This is a genomic window from Vibrio phycocola (assembly GCF_053850235.1).
This window is the reverse complement of the sequence record NZ_JBSQDJ010000002.1, coordinates 234,361-255,359: the sequence shown is the minus strand read 5'-3', so window position 1 is coordinate 255,359 and position 20,999 is coordinate 234,361. Positions and strand designations below refer to the sequence as shown.

Genomic DNA, 20,999 nt, shown 5'->3' with positions numbered 1-20,999 from the left:
CGTAACCGTCCTTACTCTGCAAAATAGCTGCTTAAATTATTAAAACGCGTAATCGACGATTCTGCGGAAGCAATGGAGCTTTCAAGCTCATGTTGCAGTTGTTGTATCGTCGTCTCCATCGCAATAGGCAACGAAGGGTCGATAAAATTATGCGGCAACGCATCGTGGAATGTATTTTTGACCAAACGTAAGTGGGCGTCGGCTTCTTTCAATTGCTTCTGCGCGGTTTCAATTCGCTTTTTCCATCCGACAAATGCCACTTCTCCAAAGCTAGTATTGGTAATAGGAGTCACCAATACTGAACGGTTAGCGATATCTCGGATAACTAAACGTTTTGATGAATCAAGATCAAAATGCAGCATACATAATGCTGAATTTTGGTTTACGTAGCCGTATGCATCACCGCCACTTTCTCGGATGATACGCTCAAGATCCGATTTAGAGACAGAAACCCAGCGGCAGAACTTATCCGTGTTTTCAGTATCGGTTACTGTGATTTCACTCTGAAGCAATACTAATCTCACCAGATCGGATGAATTGCCTTTCTTATACAGTTTTACCGTAGATAAATCCGCTTGCATAACCTGCTTTTTAATCAAACCACTCGTCGTCTCTTGTGAGAGCTCTAGCCCGAGATAGGCCTCAAGTTCAACCTGAATTTCAGCTAGCTCTTCTTGGCAAATTTCGACTTGAGTTCGCACTTTTTGTTGGTCAAAAGCCTCATACAATGCGAAATGTCTTATCACCTCTTGCACTATCAACCTCGATTCAGGACTGTTCCAAAGACAATCTTGTAGCAAGAGCAAATCCAACGGATTCATTTCATCACGGCCATTAAAAAAAGCACTCGCTTTTAACAAACGTAGTGCTTTCTTCCAGCGACGATCGGAAACATACAACTCATCAACACGCCCAGGCAATTTGTCTTCCGCAGCCCGTTCCAATTTCATTTTTAAGCCATATAGCTTTTCAAACATTTCACTACTTAACGAGAGTTTATCCAACTGATGTTGCCATGTTTGATACTCTTCGTTAGTGATCGCAAGTCCTTCTGGAATATGAGCCTCTTGCGACGTACCCACTGTTAGCATCGACTTAAAATTTTGTTTATTTTGAATTCGATTTACAAACACTCTAACTAACATACGGTCATATAGTGCATCTAACCCACTATCCTCATCGGGGAGCTCGTTAGATGCAGAAATAAGTAACCGCATCGGCACTGGTTCTTGCTTGTTGCCATTCTTAAACGTCTTTTCGTTTACCACCGTGAGTAGTGTATTTAAAATCGCGGGGCCAGCCTTCCATATTTCGTCAAGAAACACGACTTGTGCCGTCGGCAAGTACCCATCTGTTAGGCGGACGTAGCGACCATTATCTTTAAGCTCTTTGATACTGAGTGGGCCAAACACCTCTTCTGGTGTAGAAAATCGCGTCATTAGGTATTCAAAATAACTACTATTATCAAATGCTTGAATCAATCTCTTGGCAATCATGCTTTTCGCAATTCCCGGAGGACCAAGTAAAAATACACTTTCTCCGGCTAATGCGGATAACAAACATATCTTAATGGTATGTTCACGTTCATATACCCCATCAGCAAGCGCACTCGCTAGGTTATTGATTCGCTCCGACAAAAGTGCTTTGTGAGTGTGGTCTGCAGTTACAGCTGAAATCATTTTTACTCAATACCATTATTTATTAACGACCTAAATGTTGACCAAATGTTTCAACATACTCTGTCTTGTTACTATTTCTTATATCAGATCTCTTCGCTAACTTAACAACTGTAAACTATGATTCCAAGAATGAGATATATATCACCTTTTTATAAATCGGCCATACGGTAAGTTATGGGCAGTACTCTTTCGTTCAAAGTTAAGGTATTGTGATTAATAAATTCGCCTATTAAAAAGAGCTCTCAATGACGACGCTAATCCATCAGTGGAAGAATATTCAATTAGTTGAGAAAAAAGTCACTCTTCCAACCGGTCAGAGCATTAATCACACTACAATTGATCACCCGGGAGCAGCAGTCATATTACCGATCCATGAAAATGGCTCTATTTTGCTTATTCGTCAGTTCAGACCATCGCTAAATAAATGGTTAATAGAACTTCCGGCCGGAACGATTGAAGAGAATGAATCACCAGAAACATGTGCACTTCGGGAACTAGAGGAAGAAACCGGCTATAGCGCAGATCAGCTACTGCCCCTGGGTAAGCTCACGCCATTGGCAGGATTTTGCGATGAAATACAACACCTTTACATTGCAAAAGGAATATCACCAAGCCTCAAACGTCAATGCGATGAAGATGAAGTAATTGAAGTCATTTTCCTTTCACCAAAAGACATTGAACAACAAATAATCGCTGGAGAAATTAACGATGCAAAAACCATTGCATGTTTAAGTAAGGCGAAGTTGTGCGGCCTAATAAGCTAAACTTAAATTACCGATATAACACTTCGTTTTATAGTAAAATAAGACTAATTAGAAAAAGCTAAATATTGATATCAAACATGCAGGCAAAAAAACAAGGTCGTCGCAGCGCTGAAGATGCTGAACAAACACAATTACTGATCCTAAAGGTCGCTCATGATCTTTTTTGCGAGTTCGGTTACGCAGGTGTATCTCTAAGAAATATTAGTGATAAAGCAGGAATCTCTCACAGCCTGATCCGTCACCACTTCGGCAGCAAGGAGCAAATTTGGTTTTCTATTTGCAATATGGCAGACGAATTGATCGGAAAATATGCGATCAAGATTGTTGATAATTTATCCTCTGACTTGCCTCCGACCCACCGTGTTTATCAATTTGTTGCTCGGCTTTTAGCATTTCATCTTGTCTATCCATCTTCTATCCAACTATTATCAGATGTCGCTCGAGAAGAGTCCGAGCGCTTTAATCACTTCATGGAAAAAATGGGATCACGTCAGGCTGAAATCATCTCTATTGTGGATACCGAAAATGAGCTTGGTTTATCTCAAACTGAAATCGCTGAAATAAAATGGCAAACCATAATATTCGCTCAGAGTGCAGCGACAATGCGACCAATGATGAATAGAATCTGGACAGATCAAACCAGCGATGATGAACAGTATTTATTGTTGCACTGGTCCATGTTTAATCAATGGATAAGTCATAAATTTTCTATTCCTGAGAGCGATACTCTAAAACCCAAATCACTTAATGAAATTGTCTACTCAATTGACCCTTACTGTCGTGAGTGCACGTATCATTCATTAAATCGAGATTGATAGGCTTTCGCTTCTTCAAGTACCTCGGGATAAAAATGCGAAAATTGACTATTTAGTTCATCGTAGTGCTGTTCCAAGCCAGAAATACATTGAGTTAACCCTGCCAACCGCGGCCGACGTGTGCTAATTCGCTCAAGGGCATATGTGATATTGTCGAAAGCTTGATAAGACACCAACCATTGTTGTGACCATAACTTTTGACTCACTTGCTGAAAAGAAAGAGGTAATTCTAAATGTTCACTTTCCAGCATTATCGTTTTCTCAGATTGAGCCACGAACCTAAGTAGCTCTGTAGAGTCATATTGCGTCCAATGCTTAGCAAGGCAGTGATCCCAAAACATATCCAATGCTATAGGAACAAAACGCCTTGATGTAGGTTTAAAAAGCAATTTCAGTTCTTTCGAAATCGGATGGCTATCAGTAAACTGATCCACACGACGATGTAAGAAGATACCGCGTTGAACCGAGCTCCCCAATTGCTCTGGTGGAGCACCCTTCACAAAATCGCCAAGCAAGTTACCCAGTAAACTACTGTTAACCTGTTGAGCAATATGAAGGTGGGCAAGATAATTCATAGGTTTCTCTATTAAGAAGCCAACTTTGTTAAGTTGGCTTCTTTAGTTACTCTTCTGGGTATCCATTAGGATTATTTGACTGCCAGCGCCACGTGTCTTGTGTCATCTCTTCTAATGAACGTTTTGCTTTCCAACCTAGCTCGCGTTGAGCTTTCTCTGGATCAGCCCAACATTCAGCTATATCACCAGGACGACGCTCGACCAATTGGTATGGAATCGGTTTATTGCTGGCCTTCGCAAACGCCTCGACCATCTCCAAGACGCTATAGCCATTGCCCGTACCTAAATTATAAACATGTAACCCAGGCTTCAAACCAACTCGATTCAAAGCTGCAATATGACCATCGGCTAAATCAACCACATGTATGTAGTCTCTCACTCCGGTTCCATCTTTGGTTGGATAATCGTTGCCAAACACCGACAAGAACTCACGACGCCCAACAGCAACTTGGGATACAAACGGCATTAAATTATTCGGAATTCCCTGAGGATCTTCACCCAGCTCCCCACTTGGATGTGAACCCACTGGATTAAAGTAACGTAACAGAGTAATACTCCAATCCGGATTCGCGTTTTGAAAGTCGGTAAGACACTCTTCCACCATCAACTTACTGCGACCATATGGGTTGGTTGCACTTGTTGGGAACGACTCGGTAATGGGTACTGATGCAGGATCACCGTACACCGTTGCTGAAGAGCTAAATACTAGAGAGCTCACCCCTGCATCACGCATCGCATCAACTAAAACCAATGTACCGTTTACATTGTTATCATAATATTCCAAAGGCTTAGCGACAGACTCCCCAACGGCTTTTAAACCTGCAAAGTGGATTACTGACTCTATCTGATGTGATTTCATTACTTCAACCAGTGCCGCTTTATCTCGAATATCTGCATTGATAAATTCTGGGCGCTTACCTGAAACCTTCTCAATTCGTGCGATAACTGACGATTTACTGTTATATAAATTATCGAGAATCACAGGGTTCATACCTGCTTCGATCATTTGAATACATGTATGACTGCCGATATAGCCCATGCCGCCAGTAATTAGTACGTTCATTTAACTCTCCTGAAATTTGGCACGAGTGTAAACCTACACAGCTTCCAAACCTATAATTGATAACTCTATATTAATCTCTAAACGCTGAACAATGCTTTTCGTAACTTGTATAATTCAACATTAACTCAAAGAAAAACCATAGCGGTCAGCCAAAAAGTGCGCAATACCATCATCTTTATTTGATCCAATGGTTGCCGTTGCAATGGCTTTAAGCTCGTCTAAACCTTGCCCCATGGCATAACTTTCATCTGCCCGCTCAAACATAGAGATATCATTGTCTGAATCGCCAAAACAAACCATTCTCTTCGCTCCGATTTGCTTTTGAATAATCTTTGCAGCGTCACCTTTGGTTCCACTAGAATGATGGATATCAAGCCAATACCCGCCTTGGTGATACATGTCATGACCCGCAAAAACTTCAACACCTTTTAAATGCGCCAATGCTTCAGCCACTTCCATTACAGCCGGATTGGTCGATGCTGCAAATATATTCAACGTATGGTCAGAAATATTAGTATAGTCTTGTTTTTCTTGAATTCTTACACCTTGAGAAACGAGAAACTCTGCCCACTTCTTCTCTCTTTGCGATGTGATTCCTGAAATAATGGCACTGACGTTGTTTTCATGATCTATCGTGTTTATCCACGCTTTGATCCCTTTTTGATGTAAACAACGACACACTTCTTGCACCTCATCTGGATCCATTGGTAATTTGCTAATTACCGTGTCTTCATTTAGGTCCCACAATAACACCCCATTTTTATATGCTTGAGGATACTTAAAAACGACATCAGGCAGAGCAGCGCGTGCTCCATGTGGCATTCTTCCTGTCGCAACGGTCCAAGCAACACCAAGACGATCCAAGTTTGCCAACGCTTTCAATGTCGCAGGAGATAGCTTTTCATCTTCATTTAATAATGTGCCATCTAAATCAAATACTAATAACTCGTCCAAAAGAATGTCCTTAAACATATGCTCACAAAGAGCGTAAAATATAGGTTCAGAGGCGATACAAGTGACACAATATCTTCCAGGTTAGTCTTGCCCACTCACTTGAGCGAGTTCGATTGGATAATTGCGCTGCTTCGCTAACTGAATTGCGTACTGTTCTATGACTTCTGAGCTAAGACCTATTGAAATCGGGTGAAGTTCTTCAATTGATTTTTGCCCATAATCCTGTTTGGGTACCAGTGACCATTGCTCAACAATTTTCACTGCTGCTTCCAAGGCCGACGAGCCCTTGACCACTTCCATTCGAGCATAATTATTTGCTTCAAATGATACATCTGCAGCACGTAAACTTTCATCATCACCCGGTATTTGTTGTGCTCCAAATAACGGTTTCGATTCTACTACAGCCGAATCAAACTGAGGGATAAATTGGCTTAAATAATCAATCGCTCGCTCTGTGTGCTTTTCAATCGCAATATCTTTCCATCCGTCGCTTAACTTAGCCTGCAAATAATCAGGTAAGACAGGTTGGGATGATTGGTCAGATGAAGCAACCAAACCTTTTTCAAACAGTGTAATTCCATGTGTCATACCATGCAGTTGAAATACCCCGTTTCCATACGGCGTAAACTGAGCCATTCCAGTTGGTGTACCACGTTCACCATGAAAAACAACTTCAGGCCATTCAACACTATGATCAACCCATCGTGCGACATAAGCCGATTTAAATTCAACCATCCGTTTCCGTTTAGCCTTGATATGATCATCGATGTTACCGGTTTCGTACCCACAAGCATTAATCAAATACTGAGACCGAAGATGGCAAACCTCTCCTTCGGCATTTTCATACTCAATATCCCATTCAGAGTGTTCGTTATTAAATTTTGTATCAATAACATTAGAATTCACCAATACTTGGCAATTACTAAATTCTTCTAATGCAAGACCAATGGAAGCCGCTAATCGAAATACACTCCAACCATATTCTTGAACGATAACAACCGGATACTTGATCTTCTCCAAATCCGTAAACTTGGCGAAAGGGATCATCCACTCATCAAGTGTCGATGGTGAAGTGCAAAGTTCTTGACTCAAAAACTTTTCAATATCATTACGATAGTAGACTTTATAGTAATCGTCAGCATCACCAAGCACATTATTTTTTTCATCATTCGCGACTAATTCTCGATACGCCGCGACGATCGTTTCAAGACGTTCAATGATAGAATTGGGAGAACCGGGATCGTACTTTGGTATTGCAAGAACCGTTGGACGTTTATTGATAGTATGAGGAAACAGTCGGACTGAATCGATCGACTGCTTGAGTAATTTAATACATTGCTGAGGCGATATATCACGATACAAATTTCCACCAGCATGTAAGTGACAAATTGGTGGCCCATCCACTAAGCCAGAACCTCGCTCTAAAAGTGTCACATCAACGCCAATCGCACTAAGGTGCACCGCAGCTGTCGCACCAGCAACTCCACCACCAACAATAGCGACATTAGTAACGCTTGTATTCTTGGTTTTCAATAGCTTAACCTTCAACTTCGTTAACGATAATCACACTAGTATAGTGTCTAAAACGTGGGAGCTGAATCACATTTTATACTTATCTTTATCGAACACTATAATCCCATTTCTGAGAAGATAATTTTTTAAAAAAAACCTTGACTAGGGGTAGATAAAACAGCGAATTTAACCTTCCTTAAGATACTAACAAGTCGCAAAGCGTTACCCTGCTTAGCCTATCTGAATTCTGGATCTTTTCACTGCTTCAGTTATCCCAAACTTTATCCACTGATTTTGTGGATAACTGAGAAAAGATCCAGAACGATTAGATCGAAGGCTGTTGATATCTTGATGAAACCATCTTATAAATACTATTTTTAACTACTAAAATCAATAAGATAAATGTTATTACAGGTGTTATAAGCCAAAGATCAATATGCCATTGAGGATCACTGTCAAACACTTGTAGCATAATCAATCTATATGATTTTCTGTGTCAGATGATACAGGGAACCCGTTATGAGATACAAACTAGCATACAAACCTACATACATAATACAAGTGGGAGATGTATTCTATTTCTCTATGAGAATACCAACTACGAGAAAACTCTTTCGTAAATCGTTAAGAACGAAAGATAGTTATCAAGCTCAGAATATTGTTAGAAGAGTTAAAGAAAAAATAGAGGGTGTTAGAGTGAGTGCAGAAATACTGAAATTACTAATTGATGACGAAGTGGAAAGACTAATCAATGTTGCAACTGCAATGCTATTGCCGCGCTCAGAACAAGGACGCGAAGCTATCCAACTTCATCAAAAAGTAACGGAGGAATCTGAATATTATAATTTGAATGTGACTGATTCTCACGTTGGGGAACCATCGTACACACGAAAAATTCCTACGCTTAAAGAATTTTTGCTAGACAAAGTAAATACAAAGCACCAAGTACCACAACTTTCTGAAGATGATCTTAGTTTTGATCCAGTTTATGCTCAATCAAATGCGGAATGCGATTTACTAAATACATATGCTGAAAAGTTAAAAAAGTGTCTTCAAAATGATGATTTTAACCAAGCTTTCAATGCTCTATCAGCACTTAAACAGAGCTTTAATATTGATCATTTACCTCAAGCACAAATAGAATCTAAAACCCCTCTATTTGAAGAAGCTTTAAATCAATATATCGAAGATAAAGACGGGATGTTGTACAAAGACGCTAAAGGAAAGAGTATTGCTTCTAAAGCCAGTAACGAACAAATACGTCACTTAGAAGACTTTTTCTTACATCTTTTCAAAGGTAAACATATTGATTTGATTACTTCAAATGATATAGATGACGCTTTTTATCTGCTTACTCAGTATCCACAGCGTAAATATTCTCCCTACAAGAAAATGTCTATTGAAGAATGTATAAAAGCCGCTCACGAACAATCTGTACCTGATGATCGAAAAACGTCAAGCGGACTTATACGGGGTAAAACTGCTATTAGTAAAATGTTCCAATATTTTTATAAAAGACACATTATCAACAGCAATCCAGTGGAAAATATGAGGTTTGATAACTTCAAAGAAGGTAAAAGTAAAGGTGCTTATAGCTGTGATGATATTAAGAAGTTAACTAAATATTGTACTTGCAAGCCTTTAGACAACTTCACGAGTTCAATAATGATAATGGCGTACGGTGGTCTTAGAAATGGTGAGATAGTTAAATTAACTCAAGATTCGATTAGACAACTTGATGGAATATATTACTTTGAAGTCGATGGTACGAAGACAGACAATGCATTTAGATATGTACCAATTCATCAAAAATTGTTAGATATCGGAATTCTTGATTACTTTAAAAATAAGACTGAATTTATCTCGTCTCAGCAGCTTACAAATTGGTTTACTAGAAGAACTGAAAAACTTGGTCTCCCTGCATTTTCCGACAGAGGTGAGTTATTAACATTCTATTCATTAAGACATAGTTTCATGACGGCTCTTGCTACTCACAATATATCTTCTCTACACATTGAACAATTAGTTGGACATGCTCACCAAGGTACTAAAGCTAGGTATATAGATAAAATAAGTATCAAGGTTCTAAATGATTCACTTCAAAAATTGTCTTATGATTACCAATAAAATCTAAATAATAATGATTATCATTTGCATTTAAGAAAGAAAGTTGGTATAATATATTTATAGTAGCAAGAAAAACTTCCTTCTTTATTTTTGCCGTCTTCTTTACGTTATGAGATATCCCCTAGTTTTTGTAGTTTCCTGCTAGGGGTTTATTTCGCCTAGTACATTCTTTAATTTTCATTACATCAATTAACAAATTACCCCTTAGAGGCTGATATAAGAATCAGTCTCTTTTAAAGCTATTCCTCTTCTTTAGCAACAAACACATATACGGTTAACAAAGGCTTTCCTATGACAAATAAATCACGGGCGGCTGTTCTATACACACAGCTAAACCCAAGCAGTAACAATGCATTAAAAATCATCGAACTTATTCTTCAAGATTTCACATTAGACGACATCATCCGCAATTCTCGTAAGTACAACATCAACCTTGGTTCCGCTGGTATATCAAGTGCTTACTACAAGTATAAACGCGCCGCTCAAGAGTTGGTTATCCATGACCAGTAATTCACGCAGACGCTTATGGTTCCACCTTTCTAATAAGAATAAACATATGCCTTCTTATCGAAGGTGATGTAAACATTATCCGTTTAGCGGACAACATAATTTCCTAAAAACAATTAATCCCACTCGGGAACATAACTAAAAAGGCTAATAACAATGACAGATCAACAAATAACCCTACCTCAAACAGTTAACGAATTAATCACTGAGTATTACAACGGTATTAAACTCAAATCACTTCAAGATTCAGACGTTCAATTAGAGTTAGAAAAACACATTGAAAACAATCTCATTAGATTTGAATCAAATTCGAATCATCGAGTTTCGTCACCAAGTCCAGATTGTTCTATTGATTCTCGTATGACTCAGTTTGTAGTTCACAACAACCTATCAAAAATCAAAGTCTACACGGCTAATAGTAAAAGTGTTCAAACCATGATTAACGATGTCGCGAAGGACTTAAACCTTGGATATCGCCCTATTGAAGACCACAAATATAGTTACTTATTTAAGTTATCAAATAGTCAAAAATCATACGCATTACTCCGACCAGAGGAAGAAATTGCAAAGGGTAAGCAATCCATTAGAGAAGGTTTAACTAGTTTGATGAAATTGAAACTTGAAGAAGAAAATAAAGAACTTCTTGATATTAAATCAGCAACAACCTTCGCAACCCTAAAACATCAAGAACAAGTTAAAAATTATAATTTATCTATGCAACAACAAGCGAAAGAAGCAGCATTAGCCGCTCAAACTGCCGCATTAGAAGCCGTCCCCACGGTAGTAAATGATCTGTTTGATTCTTTCCTCAAAGACAATAAAGAATTCAGTCTTTCTGTGTTAAAAGCTGTATGTCAAGACCTTGGTACTGATGCAGAAATCACAACCAAACTAAGCGAGCTAGGATATGAAAGTTCGAGAAAGTCTGTGGATGGCACCCGTAAAACGGTATGGAGTAAATCATAATGGCTCACGAACTATTAAGATTCACTAAAGCTAGTCTTGAAAATACTCCCCTGATGATCACTGAATCACAATTCAAAGCTATATCAGATTTTCTCGATAATCGTAACGTTGGGCAGTTCACAGAATCCCCTTTGGTGTCCCCTTCTACAAAGTCTTATGTAGTTAAAGATGGTGTTGCCACAATCAATATTCATGGGGCGCTAACGTATCGCCCTAGTCCTTATGCGGCTCTGTGTGGCTCAATGGTTAGTTACGAAGGTTTATTGAAAGACATTGATTCACTCTGTGCTGATAGCACTGTTAATACTATTGTTTTGGACGTGGCAAGTTCAGGCGGTGAAGCCCTGAGTTGTATGTATACAGCATCAGAACTAAAGAAACGTACAAATAAAGCAGGTAAAAAACTTATTGCTTATGTATCTGAACAAAGCTGTTCAGCAGGGTATGCCTTAACTTCAGCAGCAAGTGAAATTTACATGGCTCAAGATGCTGTTGTGGGTTCAATTGGTTGTGTTGTTTCATTGACTAATGATAGTGAACATCTCAAGAAAGAAGGTTATCAACGCCAATTTATTACCTCAGCAGAAGGTAAAGTTCCATTTGATAAAAACGGGGCATTTCGTGAAGGCTTTATCTCTGACTTACACGATAGAGTGATGGAGTTAGCAGATAACTTTTACGCACTTGTGAGCGATCATCGTGGGATTTCAGTTGATGATATTAAAGCGATGAATGCAGGCGTTTTTAGTTCAAATAAGGCTATTTCGCTTAATTTAGTGGACGGCGTTAAAAGTCCTGTTGAGTTCGAGAACTATCTAAAAACTTCTGCTACTAAAGCTCAAGCAAGCCGCTCAGGTAGTGCCCTTTCACGTACTAGCCTAGAAGCTCCTGTACAGCCCTCACAGTCTCTTAATGCTGCTAAAGAGTCATTGCTCAATAGTAAGAACAACAAGAGTTCAGCGTCTTCTCAGGAGGTTGTAAAAGAGCTTTCTCGTACTGAACAATTGAAGGCTTATGTTGATAAGCATCGTGTAAAAACTGATGCAGAAATCAAGAAAGAAGAATTAGAAGCTAAGGTTCGTAAACAACTCGGACGTTAGTTCTAATGTAGAGTTACAACACAATTCTATTTGCAAAGAACTGATATGAAAAAAAAACCCTCAGCCAATTAAGGTTGAGGGGTTTTCTTTATTCGAAGAGCTTGGACTTTTTTCAATCATAGCCGCTTTAGGAACTAATCCAGTGAAGCCCACAATAATACCAGTGAGAACTGATAATATAAGCGGTATCAAAACAGCATCATTATTAAATAATGGATGTTCCTTAAACCCTGTAACTAACATTATCCCTAGCAGAGCGGAGCTAGATACAGTAGCGGCTGCATACAACTCTGAAACTTTATTCTTTAAGTTCTTCCAACTATCTGTGGAAGAGGTAGGGCTGTATTTATCCCAACAAACATGGACGACAAATAATAAAAGTATCCAGACAAAATAAAATCTAATCAATTCAAGTGTATTTTGAGGGTTGATCAAAAAAGTAAAATCTTGAGCCAAAATTAACCTTGTGCTTTTTGGTAGGTATAACACGAAAAAATTAAAGCTGTTACACTGGCAATAGAAATAACTATAGGTGTAGTTAATGAAAGCAAAGGCATAAAAAAGGACGCGCCTCCCATAGCAGCGATACCTAAACCAGCACCACCAACCCCTGCTTTTAATGTATATTCTAGCTTTTCTGTACTCATTATAATTCACCTTTCGGTTGAGGATGCATTACTCTCATGCACCTACCACTAATAATATTAATGGCTCTTATATTGTAATTACTTTACACAATTTATGTGTGATATTCATCACATTTTTATCGTGATATGCACTTCACTTGTTATAAATCTTGTCAAGACTAAACATTTTCCATCAGCACAGAACCGAAAGTTTTACCAAAATCAATATCCTTCCTTTTTCCGTCTTCCCACTTAAAACCTAGCCCGTATTGCTCCTTAACTTCAACAAGAATTGGAGTAATAAAGGTATAGAATGATTCAGGTTGCATTGAATCAAACAAGGTTTGAAGGATTGGCATATGCGGCTTCAACGCTTCCCTGATTTCGTTGTCTGATTCTTCACTAGATAAGCTAATCAACCTCTTATCAACATACTCACAACTAAGTAAATCTAATAAGATACATAGCCAATCAGATTCTTGATGACGTAGGTTTTTGTTATATACAATAGGTAACTCAATCACTGGAAATACTCCGGCATAGTGGCTCTCAATTTATTTTTAGCTGCCTCAATATCTGATTGGCTATCAACACTAACTAAAACACGTTCTTCTTCTAACGCTTTCTTTGCTTCGACCGATGCCACATTTTTAATTTCATCTACTTGGGACAGCAGTTTAGCGTCTAGCTTGTCTTTATGATCTAGAAGCATTTTTACTGCCGCCATGCGTTGACTAGCCTTAAGAGTAGAATCTCCTGCCACTTCTAAAAGAAAGCGGATTAGATTAGGGATTTCGTTTGTAATAGCTACATTCGATTTGGTTTCATTTTGGGTAGTTGCATGAACAATACTCTGTAATGAATTTGTTTTAGCCTTGATATTATTCGCCATTATTGCAGCCCTCCAATAGTTCCGTAGTTTGTTTCAACATGTCTTTATATTTAAATTTAAGCTGTCGAATATGCTCATTCGATAAGCCTGTGATGATAGAAATATGAGAAGTTTGTTCATTCAGTAGTAATAGTTGGAGAGCATGACGTACTCGTGAAGATAAAGTCTTTTCATAGTAGGTGGCAGCAAGAGCCGCCTCATGGATGTTCATAAGGTAATATTTCCTGTTAAATGTAATGTAAATACCCTCTCCTGCCAGTGGCAGAAACGCTGGTAAGCCCCGTCATATAAGGGATTCGCAGAAAAAGAGGATTTTACAAGGTAAAAATAGAGTAAATTGGTTACTTTTTAACCACACCATTGGCAGCAAGGCGATTGGCAGGGCTAAAAGTTAGAGGTGATAGAGAGTGTTAAAAAGTATCAAGTAGGATAGCGGTCGAGGAGCAAGTCAGTAAAATATATATAAATCATATACTTACTATCAATCTGCCACTGGCAGGGTATATTTTGATTAAAAAACGTACAATTGCCAATCTAGTGGCAGGATTGAGTAATTCCCTTAGTTATATTATATCACAAATGAGAACTGTTATCAATTGGATAACTAAAACAATAGGTAAAGAAAGGGCAATATTGATAGATAAAACCTATTAAATAATATTCAATCTAGGCTCAAAGTTAAGAGGAACGTTGGTATATATAGAATTGACTATAGTAACGTTACTAGATGACTAACTTTTTAAATTATTACTCTTAAAAATTTTCTGAGTGACATTTAAAATTAAATTTGGGGTTGGATTATTCAGAAGTAAAATATCTGTACTGAGAATGAAAATATCTGAGGGGGAATAATTCCGCAGGGAACACTAATTACACAAAATAGTAGAAATGAGAGACTGAGCCATCAAGCCCAGTAACCCACCCCCCGAATATAAATTCACGATGCGTGTAAAATATCGTGTGTCCTCTTGGGATGATATTCATATCACTTATGATAATAAGCATCGTGTGTCCTCTTGGGATGATGTATAACACCACCTCTCATAATAAGCCCTACAAGCCACTCTAAGCACCTTACCTATACAATCATACTAATGCTACCTTAAAACGCCCCACAGGAGCTTACAGGGGCTATTATACTGTTATAGTCAAGTCCCATATAACCAACACATGTTAGTGGTGATACTTGAGAATAGTTCTCATAAGAGGCACTTCTAGTTTACTCAATCGGATTGTGTCAATTAGAAATCCCTTATTACATATAGACTTTATGTAAATATACCTTTCCTAGTTGACACAAATGTATTATATTGAAGGAAGTGAAACCAATTATTAGGGATATTAAAGGGGCTAGTTATGAATACTGTTCAAGCGATAAAAGATAAAAATGATGTAGTTCTATTATTGAAGTTTATAGAGAAAAATTACTCTTCTGTTGTGTATGACGTTGTAAGGTTAGGCTTCAATATTCCATTGCGTATATCTGACCTCTTGAACCTGCATAAAGACAATATTAGCGAATGTGGTTGTTATATAGAGTTCACCGCAAAGAAGACGAATAAGACTGACCGTTTTCCATTGAATGAGAGTGCTCAAAACGTTATACAGCGTAGATTAAAGCAGATGCCTCTTAGTAGTGATACATTCCTATTCATTGGTGATTCAAACCGTTCAAGAAGCTCTCAGAAGCCTGTATCAAGACAGTATATCTCTAGGGTGTTGAAGGAGGCAGGAGAAGTAATCAATGTTGAAGTGGGTACACATAGTTTCCGTAAGACTTGGGGTTATCACTACTACACGACTAATAACGATTTGGCTATGGTACAGCGTGTATTGCAGCATAGATCTAGTGCAGAGACTTTACGTTATATTGGTATTGAACAAGATGATATTGACGAAGCTATAACGTCTATTAGTTTTTGAGTAATAGTACTATTAGCTTTTAATTTTATATAGATTCCCCTACCCCCTGTAGCCGTCCATCGTGACGGTTTTTTGTTGCCTGCCTCCTATCATGCCTCCTATCAGGAGTGAATAAACGTTTACCCTAAAGTGGATAACAACAACCTTCCTGATAGCTTTAGTGTCACTCTTTTTATACTTGTATTAAACAAGCCCCTGAAAGCCCTCTTAGATGTGCTACGCCTTTGTTATACACTGACTTAACTATCCAACTAAAACCCCTCACACGAGGGTGCCTGCTTGCAGGTGAACGTAGTTCATCCCTAAAGGGACATAGAGCTTACAAAGGCTTTCTGTTCCAGTATCAATTATTAATTCGTCAGTTGTTATACACCCACCAATAAAACACTGTTCATAGTTAATCAGATGTTCAGTGCATGTATTCCCTTTGCGATTTATTTATTCATTTTAAGTGAATTATTAGTCATTACAAAATTATCTAGTAAATGCGGCAGTAATATTAAAAATTTGGTGGGGTGTTGATGTGGTGAGCGTGCGGATTTTGTTAAGCACTATTGCTAACAGTCACCTTGCAGCCAGTGGCGCTAAAATCTCTGATCAATTTAAATTGATCCCATAAATTTTACGGTTTTCTCAAAACCACTTGTTATTCTAGCTGACTCGAGGCGTATGCTATTCAAGTCTTTACTCAGCCGAGTAGTAATGCTTTTCTGATAAACCATCACGCGAGTCTTGAAATATAGATTCAGGAACGATTTTTTTGTAGTGGTTAAAAATATACCAAAATTAAGCTGTACATTTTTTGAGCTCAATTTCTTTATGTAATAGCTCGTAAGTAGCTACTAACGTTTTTCATTCCTCTCTCAAGATAGCAAAAAACTGTTACTTGATATCTACCAAATGACGATATATTCTATCTTCATTAACAAAAAACACTATATATTGTGTTTACTCTGAATGTATGGAGTTTTAAACCTCCATAAATTGTTCAATTATAGACACTAGGTAAAATTAATTGATCTAAATCAAAATGCAGCGCTTAACCCTAAGCTTTAATTGAATAGAAAGTTTAAATTTCAACCTGAAACAAAAGAGAGGAAATATGAATATGACGTGAGAAAAACCCCTAACAAAATTAGGGGAAAGAGTGTAAAAGTGATTGCGAAGACAACCAGCTTTGTATACTACATTTTTTGAGTCGTGTCTTAAGATGGTATACATAGTGAAACACCTTCGCAACCTGAATTTTCATACAGTGTTAACCAAAAGGAAAAGTTATGAACACTAAGAAAACTTCAAATCAGGTTGCCTCTTTAGCGGCAGCAACGTTGCAGGATTCATCTGCATCAAAAACAGCTAAGTCTCTTGCAGGATTTGTGTTGGCTCAGTCTTCAACTAAGAAGCAAACTGGTACAGAGCTTGAAGATAAAGCTTCTCAAGTACTCAAAAGCAATAAATATAGTCGTAAAACTAAGACTCTTGCTGGCTCGGTACTTTCACAATCCGTTAAAAAAAGATGAGGGTTATTACTATGAGTAGGACTGATTTATTAAAAGATACTCAACGTATCGTTGAAGGACTAGGCTTTAAAGAAAATGATTCTGAAAAACCATCCACTTACCAACGAAATGTAAAGTATCCAAGTATTTTTTCGGAAAAGAACGATTACGCAAATTTTCTTCTCTATACACCTAACGGCACTATTCAGATTTTGGCGAGGTTTCAAGAAGTTTCTGGAACAGCTATTGATAAGCTTGCCTATATTCCTTTTGATGCAGCTCGAACAAACCATGATCACTATATTGTTGTTTGTGGTGGCGTAGAGTTATTAAAAATGAATCGGGCTGTGTGTTTCCTGAATGAGCACAAAAAAAGTGCTCCGGTGCTCCATGCTTTAGATATCGATAAGTTAGCGAGCTATCTTGAACGATGTCTGAATGATAAAGCAGCATAACTAGATAGACTACTAAATCAACCTGTCAGTTCTGGATAAGTTTCGTACTGGCAGGTTTTTCGATGGAGTCGTTCGACAAAATTCCCAAAAAATAATAGGTAAGCTTACTTTTCACAGCATCAAGCGTTCGCTGTTACTTTAAGTGAAGCTAAAGATGTATAAATCGTTGATAGGGGTATACAGAATGAATAATGTATTTTCAATTATCTGGCTAAATGTTAGAGACGCATTTAAACGCTTAAGCGAAAATCCCAAGGAGCCGTTTGTTCAAGAAAATTACGACAATATGTTGGAAACCGCTAAGAAACATGAACCTGAGACTTACAAAGAATTTAAAAACAGGTAAAGCACTTTGAACCAACATTAGTGATATGCCCTCTTTTGTCATCAGAGATAATCTGTACAAATACCCATGAAATATGTTTTTTGAGAAAGTTATAGCCTCTAGAGAATTAAGATACCGTTGAAAATACCATTAATAAGAAGGTGACAAAATGAACGAGAGTTCAACAGTTAGATAAAATTCCCGTATCAATAATATGTACTCACTTTAAAGTAAAAGGTTAGCGATGAACTATAAATTAGGTCTTAGAGAAATTACTGAATCTGATATAAGAGCAGATTGCCCATTTATGCCTGAAAAAGAGGACTTTCCAATGTACGTTGCCTCTTTCGTTGATGATCTTAATAATCTCGATATAGTCGAAAGTGCTACTGAACATAATAATATAATTAGCATAAATCTAAATAATGGCGCTGATATCGAACAACTCCGACAAGTAAGCATTTCAATACACCAGAAATATTGGGATAAATTGCGAACAACTGGTTTTCTGTCACTTACCTAACAAAAGCATAAGATTTCAACATATATTGCTAATATAGGGCTAATGATTTGACAATGAGCCAAACTCGTTTTTGTCCGGAAATGACTTGATTCAGTAGTTCGAGTTAAAGGGTTCTCCCCCCATTTTCGTTACAACTCGCTTTGATTTATCGTTTATAACCGCTTTATTTACCTGTTGTGTATGAATGTTTGATTCTCTACCTTTCAATAAGCTACATATGAATATAACCAGAGGAACTTCCGTGAGATTAAATCATTTATTTATCATCGGTAATGGCTTTGACTTGTGGCATAAAATACCCACCAGTTACCAAGATTTTTATAAGCAACATAGTGGATACCTCGATCAAATCGAGCACTACTTCTCAAGTGGTTTGCAAAAAGAAGATCTTTGGAGTGACTTTGAAAATGTACTAGGTCAGTTTGATGTATCTATTTTGATAGCAGAAAATAATTTTATAGATTTCTCTGGGGATGATTTTCCAACGAAACAAATGTATGGTTTAGAAGACGCTGTTGAGAATTTTAGTCACGATACTGTCCAATATATAACCAGTAGCTTTACTGAATGGATCAATGGAATAAACTTAACAAGCTCAGGACAGAAAATAACGTTCCCAGAGGCAACTCAATTCATTAGCTTCAACTATACATCTACATTACAACAGATTTACGAAATCCCTGAGGAGAATGTTTATCATATTCACGGTAGCGTACGGCAAACAAATTCTTTGATTTTTGGACACTCAGAAGAAGTAATTTATCCAAATGCCGAGGAAGCCTCCTACGAAACTGTAGCAATTAATAATGGTTTGCAAATATTAGAAGCTTTTCAAAAACCTGTTAATGATATTGTAAGAAGCGAGCTTAACCCTTGGTTGACGAATTATAACGACATATCAGTGATTACCGTGATTGGCCATTCACTCAATAAAATAGACCTTCCTTATTTTTCGAGTATTGTAAACCAGTTTCCAGATGCTATCTGGCAGTGCTACTCATACACCCCAACCGAGGCTATTAAACACAGATCTATACTCGAAGGCATCGGCGTTCCAACAAACAATTTAAGCGTAGGAATCTATGAGAAGCTCGTTCAACAATATCCACTTTAGAAAGCTGTTGTGAATTAGAATATTTAGCTGTCATTCTTGAAATAATGTAAAAAGTTAGAGTGTAGCTAGATCGTAAATCATAAATATCCCAAAATGAGTTGTTTAGATATCGGGAGGACGACCAAAAACGTTCAAATCGAATATGAGTCAGTACACCTCAATATACAACTTTCATTTTACTCAATCTTATAGATCTCTACCCTACCCACCTTTTTACCTTCTGCTTTACCCCCGTGATGGTGGTATGGCCTCTGGAAGAAAAACTCTACTTCTGTATTACGATTAATACATGCAAATTCAATCTTAGCTCTCTTAAATGTTGTAACAGCCGCTTTAATTGCGCCTATGTGTGAATCGAATATCTGGTCTTCTTTTTGCAAGTTCCCACTTTGACGTAATAGGCGAACCAAGTATTTACCATTAGGTTGAAGGGTTGATACATGAGTGAGATCATCTAGATCGATTACTGTATTATCATTTGGATCTGATAGTTTCTTCTCATTTTCTGATCGAGCAATCCACGAGACAACAACTAAAACTAGACCGATTAGTATCACCCATACCACATTATCTTGACCGCCTGACATGCTAATTCCTCGCACTAAATTTAGTGAATCCGTCATTTTTACCGAACGCTTTTGAATCATACAACGAATAAACTCCTTCCATCCAATCTGCTTCAAAATGAACATGTTCTAACATTTCATATCGTTCTAGTAACTGGCGATATTTATAGAAATCAGAGTCTTCTTCACAGATACAATTTATTGCTAATAGTTGAATAGTTTCGTTATCTAAAAAAGATCTTACAATGTTTGAATAGAATTTTTCTTCTTCTGTTAAGTCTCTTTTTAGTGCTTGTTCAAAAGCTACTGAATGTCCAGATTCAAAGTTGATGAGTATGAATTTTAAAAGATGATAAATAACCCGAAAATAATGGTTACAGAACTTAGATTTTTTTAGCATATGTTTATTGGTATTCTTTAGATGCTGTTCGATAGTTATATCGTCGTTAACCAAAAGTTTAGCCAAGATACTGGAATGTAATATCTTGAGCTTTGACTTACGATCACTACGACGTTCGTCATTAGCTTTAAGCTCAGAAGCAACATTATTCATTTGCTCTAACAATGAGTAAAAAGAGTTCTCAAACCTTTGCTTTTCCAAGGTTCTTGCTTGTGCTGCAGTCGCTATTTCTGTCTGTGCTAATACTTTCTGTGTTTCTGATAGCTCTTTCTTCTGGATCAGAACAGACCGTGTTAACCAATAGAAAGCTAGGAATGCAATCACTGGGTTTAGTATCCCACCAACAAAGTCACCGAATGCACCCCATACGGTACTATCAACAGATAACTCTTGTTTGTTAATCACCCAGAACCAGAAAATAAAGCCAACAACAACAAATGTAATAAAACCTGCTGCAAAACGAATTGACCTGTTTACGTCATCTTCAACACTATCTGATTCTATAGATGTGCTTAGAACTCGATTGATCGATGTTTTACATGCTTTGAACTTCTTAGATATAGGCATATATAATCACTAGCCTGTAGATTAATATTTGAACGTCATTATATACT

24 protein-coding genes are annotated in these 20,999 nt (G+C 37.6%); 12 read left to right on the top strand and 12 right to left on the bottom strand.

Annotated elements, in window-relative coordinates:
* Nucleotides 1-11: 11 nt before the first annotated feature.
* Nucleotides 12-1,679, bottom strand: coding sequence for an ATPase RavA domain-containing protein (locus tag ACWU4D_RS04485; RefSeq protein ID WP_456050196.1), 1,668 nt, complete (start codon nt 1,677-1,679; stop codon nt 12-14).
* A gap of 245 nt (nt 1,680-1,924) precedes the next feature.
* Here ACWU4D_RS04485 and ACWU4D_RS04480 point away from each other — a divergent pair, with 245 nt between their 5' ends.
* Together ACWU4D_RS04480 and ACWU4D_RS04475 are read left to right on the top strand one after the other, a co-directional pair.
* Nucleotides 1,925-2,443, top strand: coding sequence for an NUDIX hydrolase (locus ACWU4D_RS04480; RefSeq protein WP_456050195.1), 519 nt, complete (start codon nt 1,925-1,927; stop codon nt 2,441-2,443).
* A gap of 77 nt (nt 2,444-2,520) precedes the next feature.
* A complete protein-coding gene (locus ACWU4D_RS04475; protein WP_456050194.1) occupies nt 2,521-3,258 on the top strand; it encodes a TetR/AcrR family transcriptional regulator in 738 nt (245 codons plus the stop codon).
* Here ACWU4D_RS04475 and ACWU4D_RS04470 read toward each other — a convergent pair.
* The 4 genes from ACWU4D_RS04470 to ACWU4D_RS04455 all read right to left on the bottom strand — a co-directional run bounded on the left by ACWU4D_RS04470 (nt 3,237) and on the right by ACWU4D_RS04455 (nt 7,383).
* Nucleotides 3,237-3,833, bottom strand: coding sequence for an acyl carrier protein phosphodiesterase (locus tag ACWU4D_RS04470; RefSeq protein ID WP_456050193.1), 597 nt, complete (start codon nt 3,831-3,833; stop codon nt 3,237-3,239). The genes ACWU4D_RS04475 and ACWU4D_RS04470 overlap by 22 nt on opposite strands.
* A 46-nt stretch (nt 3,834-3,879) precedes the next feature.
* Complete coding sequence (gene galE / locus ACWU4D_RS04465) at nt 3,880-4,896, bottom strand: UDP-glucose 4-epimerase GalE (protein ID WP_456050192.1); 1,017 nt, start codon at nt 4,894-4,896, stop codon at nt 3,880-3,882.
* Between the two features lie 120 nt (nt 4,897-5,016).
* Nucleotides 5,017-5,850 carry an HAD family hydrolase gene (locus ACWU4D_RS04460; RefSeq protein WP_456050191.1) on the bottom strand — a complete coding sequence of 278 codons (834 nt, stop codon included), beginning with the start codon at nt 5,848-5,850 and terminating at the stop codon, nt 5,017-5,019.
* An 81-nt stretch (nt 5,851-5,931) separates the two neighbouring features.
* The gene (locus tag ACWU4D_RS04455; protein WP_456050190.1) at nt 5,932-7,383 is read right to left on the bottom strand and encodes an FAD-dependent oxidoreductase; all 1,452 of its coding nucleotides are present in this window, start codon (nt 7,381-7,383) and stop codon (nt 5,932-5,934) included.
* 498 nt (nt 7,384-7,881) lie between these two features.
* On the opposite strand from ACWU4D_RS04455, the gene ACWU4D_RS04450 reads away from it, so the two are divergent.
* From ACWU4D_RS04450 to ACWU4D_RS04435, 4 genes are all read left to right on the top strand, one after another.
* On the top strand, nt 7,882-9,489 hold the full coding sequence (locus tag ACWU4D_RS04450) for a tyrosine-type recombinase/integrase (RefSeq protein WP_456050189.1): 1,608 nt from the start codon (nt 7,882-7,884) through the stop codon (nt 9,487-9,489).
* Between the two features lie 291 nt (nt 9,490-9,780).
* Nucleotides 9,781-9,999, top strand: a complete 219-nt coding sequence (locus ACWU4D_RS04445) for a hypothetical protein (RefSeq protein ID WP_456050188.1) — start codon at nt 9,781-9,783, stop codon at nt 9,997-9,999.
* A 153-nt stretch (nt 10,000-10,152) separates the two neighbouring features.
* Nucleotides 10,153-10,962: a hypothetical protein gene (locus tag ACWU4D_RS04440; protein ID WP_456050187.1), complete on the top strand. Its 810-nt coding sequence runs from the start codon at nt 10,153-10,155 to the stop codon at nt 10,960-10,962.
* Nucleotides 10,962-12,062 (top strand): S49 family peptidase, encoded by a 1,101-nt coding sequence (locus ACWU4D_RS04435; protein ID WP_456050186.1) that lies wholly within the window; start codon nt 10,962-10,964, stop codon nt 12,060-12,062. The genes ACWU4D_RS04440 and ACWU4D_RS04435 overlap by 1 nt, the downstream gene beginning before the upstream one ends.
* A gap of 60 nt (nt 12,063-12,122) precedes the next feature.
* Here ACWU4D_RS04435 and ACWU4D_RS04430 read toward each other — a convergent pair whose 3' ends face one another.
* From ACWU4D_RS04430 to ACWU4D_RS04410, 5 genes are all read right to left on the bottom strand, one after another.
* Nucleotides 12,123-12,518: a hypothetical protein gene (locus tag ACWU4D_RS04430; RefSeq protein ID WP_456050185.1), complete on the bottom strand. Its 396-nt coding sequence runs from the start codon at nt 12,516-12,518 to the stop codon at nt 12,123-12,125.
* A gap of 2 nt (nt 12,519-12,520) precedes the next feature.
* Complete coding sequence (locus ACWU4D_RS04425) at nt 12,521-12,709, bottom strand: hypothetical protein (RefSeq protein ID WP_456050184.1); 189 nt, start codon at nt 12,707-12,709, stop codon at nt 12,521-12,523.
* 158 nt (nt 12,710-12,867) lie between these two features.
* Nucleotides 12,868-13,212: a hypothetical protein gene (locus tag ACWU4D_RS04420; RefSeq protein ID WP_456050183.1), complete on the bottom strand. Its 345-nt coding sequence runs from the start codon at nt 13,210-13,212 to the stop codon at nt 12,868-12,870.
* On the bottom strand, nt 13,209-13,580 hold the full coding sequence (locus ACWU4D_RS04415; protein WP_456050182.1) for a hypothetical protein: 372 nt from the start codon (nt 13,578-13,580) through the stop codon (nt 13,209-13,211). The genes ACWU4D_RS04420 and ACWU4D_RS04415 overlap by 4 nt, the downstream gene beginning before the upstream one ends.
* Nucleotides 13,570-13,791: a hypothetical protein gene (locus tag ACWU4D_RS04410; protein ID WP_456050181.1), complete on the bottom strand. Its 222-nt coding sequence runs from the start codon at nt 13,789-13,791 to the stop codon at nt 13,570-13,572. The genes ACWU4D_RS04415 and ACWU4D_RS04410 overlap by 11 nt, the downstream gene beginning before the upstream one ends.
* A gap of 1,145 nt (nt 13,792-14,936) precedes the next feature.
* Between ACWU4D_RS04410 and ACWU4D_RS04405 the strand changes: the two genes are divergently transcribed.
* From ACWU4D_RS04405 to ACWU4D_RS04380, 6 genes are all read left to right on the top strand, one after another.
* Nucleotides 14,937-15,503: a tyrosine-type recombinase/integrase gene (locus ACWU4D_RS04405; RefSeq protein WP_456050180.1), complete on the top strand. Its 567-nt coding sequence runs from the start codon at nt 14,937-14,939 to the stop codon at nt 15,501-15,503.
* Between the two features lie 1,277 nt (nt 15,504-16,780).
* Nucleotides 16,781-17,023 (top strand): hypothetical protein, encoded by a 243-nt coding sequence (locus ACWU4D_RS04400; RefSeq protein ID WP_456050179.1) that lies wholly within the window; start codon nt 16,781-16,783, stop codon nt 17,021-17,023.
* 11 nt (nt 17,024-17,034) lie between these two features.
* Complete coding sequence (locus tag ACWU4D_RS04395) at nt 17,035-17,457, top strand: PD-(D/E)XK nuclease superfamily protein (protein WP_456050178.1); 423 nt, start codon at nt 17,035-17,037, stop codon at nt 17,455-17,457.
* Nucleotides 17,458-17,641: 184 nt separating this feature from the next.
* A complete protein-coding gene (locus tag ACWU4D_RS04390) occupies nt 17,642-17,803 on the top strand; it encodes a hypothetical protein (RefSeq protein ID WP_456050177.1) in 162 nt (53 codons plus the stop codon).
* Between the two features lie 223 nt (nt 17,804-18,026).
* A complete protein-coding gene (locus ACWU4D_RS04385) occupies nt 18,027-18,305 on the top strand; it encodes a hypothetical protein (RefSeq protein ID WP_456050176.1) in 279 nt (92 codons plus the stop codon).
* A gap of 241 nt (nt 18,306-18,546) precedes the next feature.
* Nucleotides 18,547-19,419: a bacteriophage abortive infection AbiH family protein gene (locus tag ACWU4D_RS04380; RefSeq protein ID WP_456050175.1), complete on the top strand. Its 873-nt coding sequence runs from the start codon at nt 18,547-18,549 to the stop codon at nt 19,417-19,419.
* A gap of 176 nt (nt 19,420-19,595) precedes the next feature.
* Here ACWU4D_RS04380 and ACWU4D_RS04375 read toward each other — a convergent pair whose 3' ends face one another.
* Together ACWU4D_RS04375 and ACWU4D_RS04370 are read right to left on the bottom strand one after the other, a co-directional pair.
* Complete coding sequence (locus tag ACWU4D_RS04375) at nt 19,596-20,006, bottom strand: hypothetical protein (RefSeq protein WP_456050174.1); 411 nt, start codon at nt 20,004-20,006, stop codon at nt 19,596-19,598.
* Between the two features lies 1 nt (nt 20,007).
* On the bottom strand, nt 20,008-20,952 hold the full coding sequence (locus ACWU4D_RS04370) for a putative phage abortive infection protein (RefSeq protein ID WP_456050173.1): 945 nt from the start codon (nt 20,950-20,952) through the stop codon (nt 20,008-20,010).
* Nucleotides 20,953-20,999 lie beyond the last annotated feature (47 nt).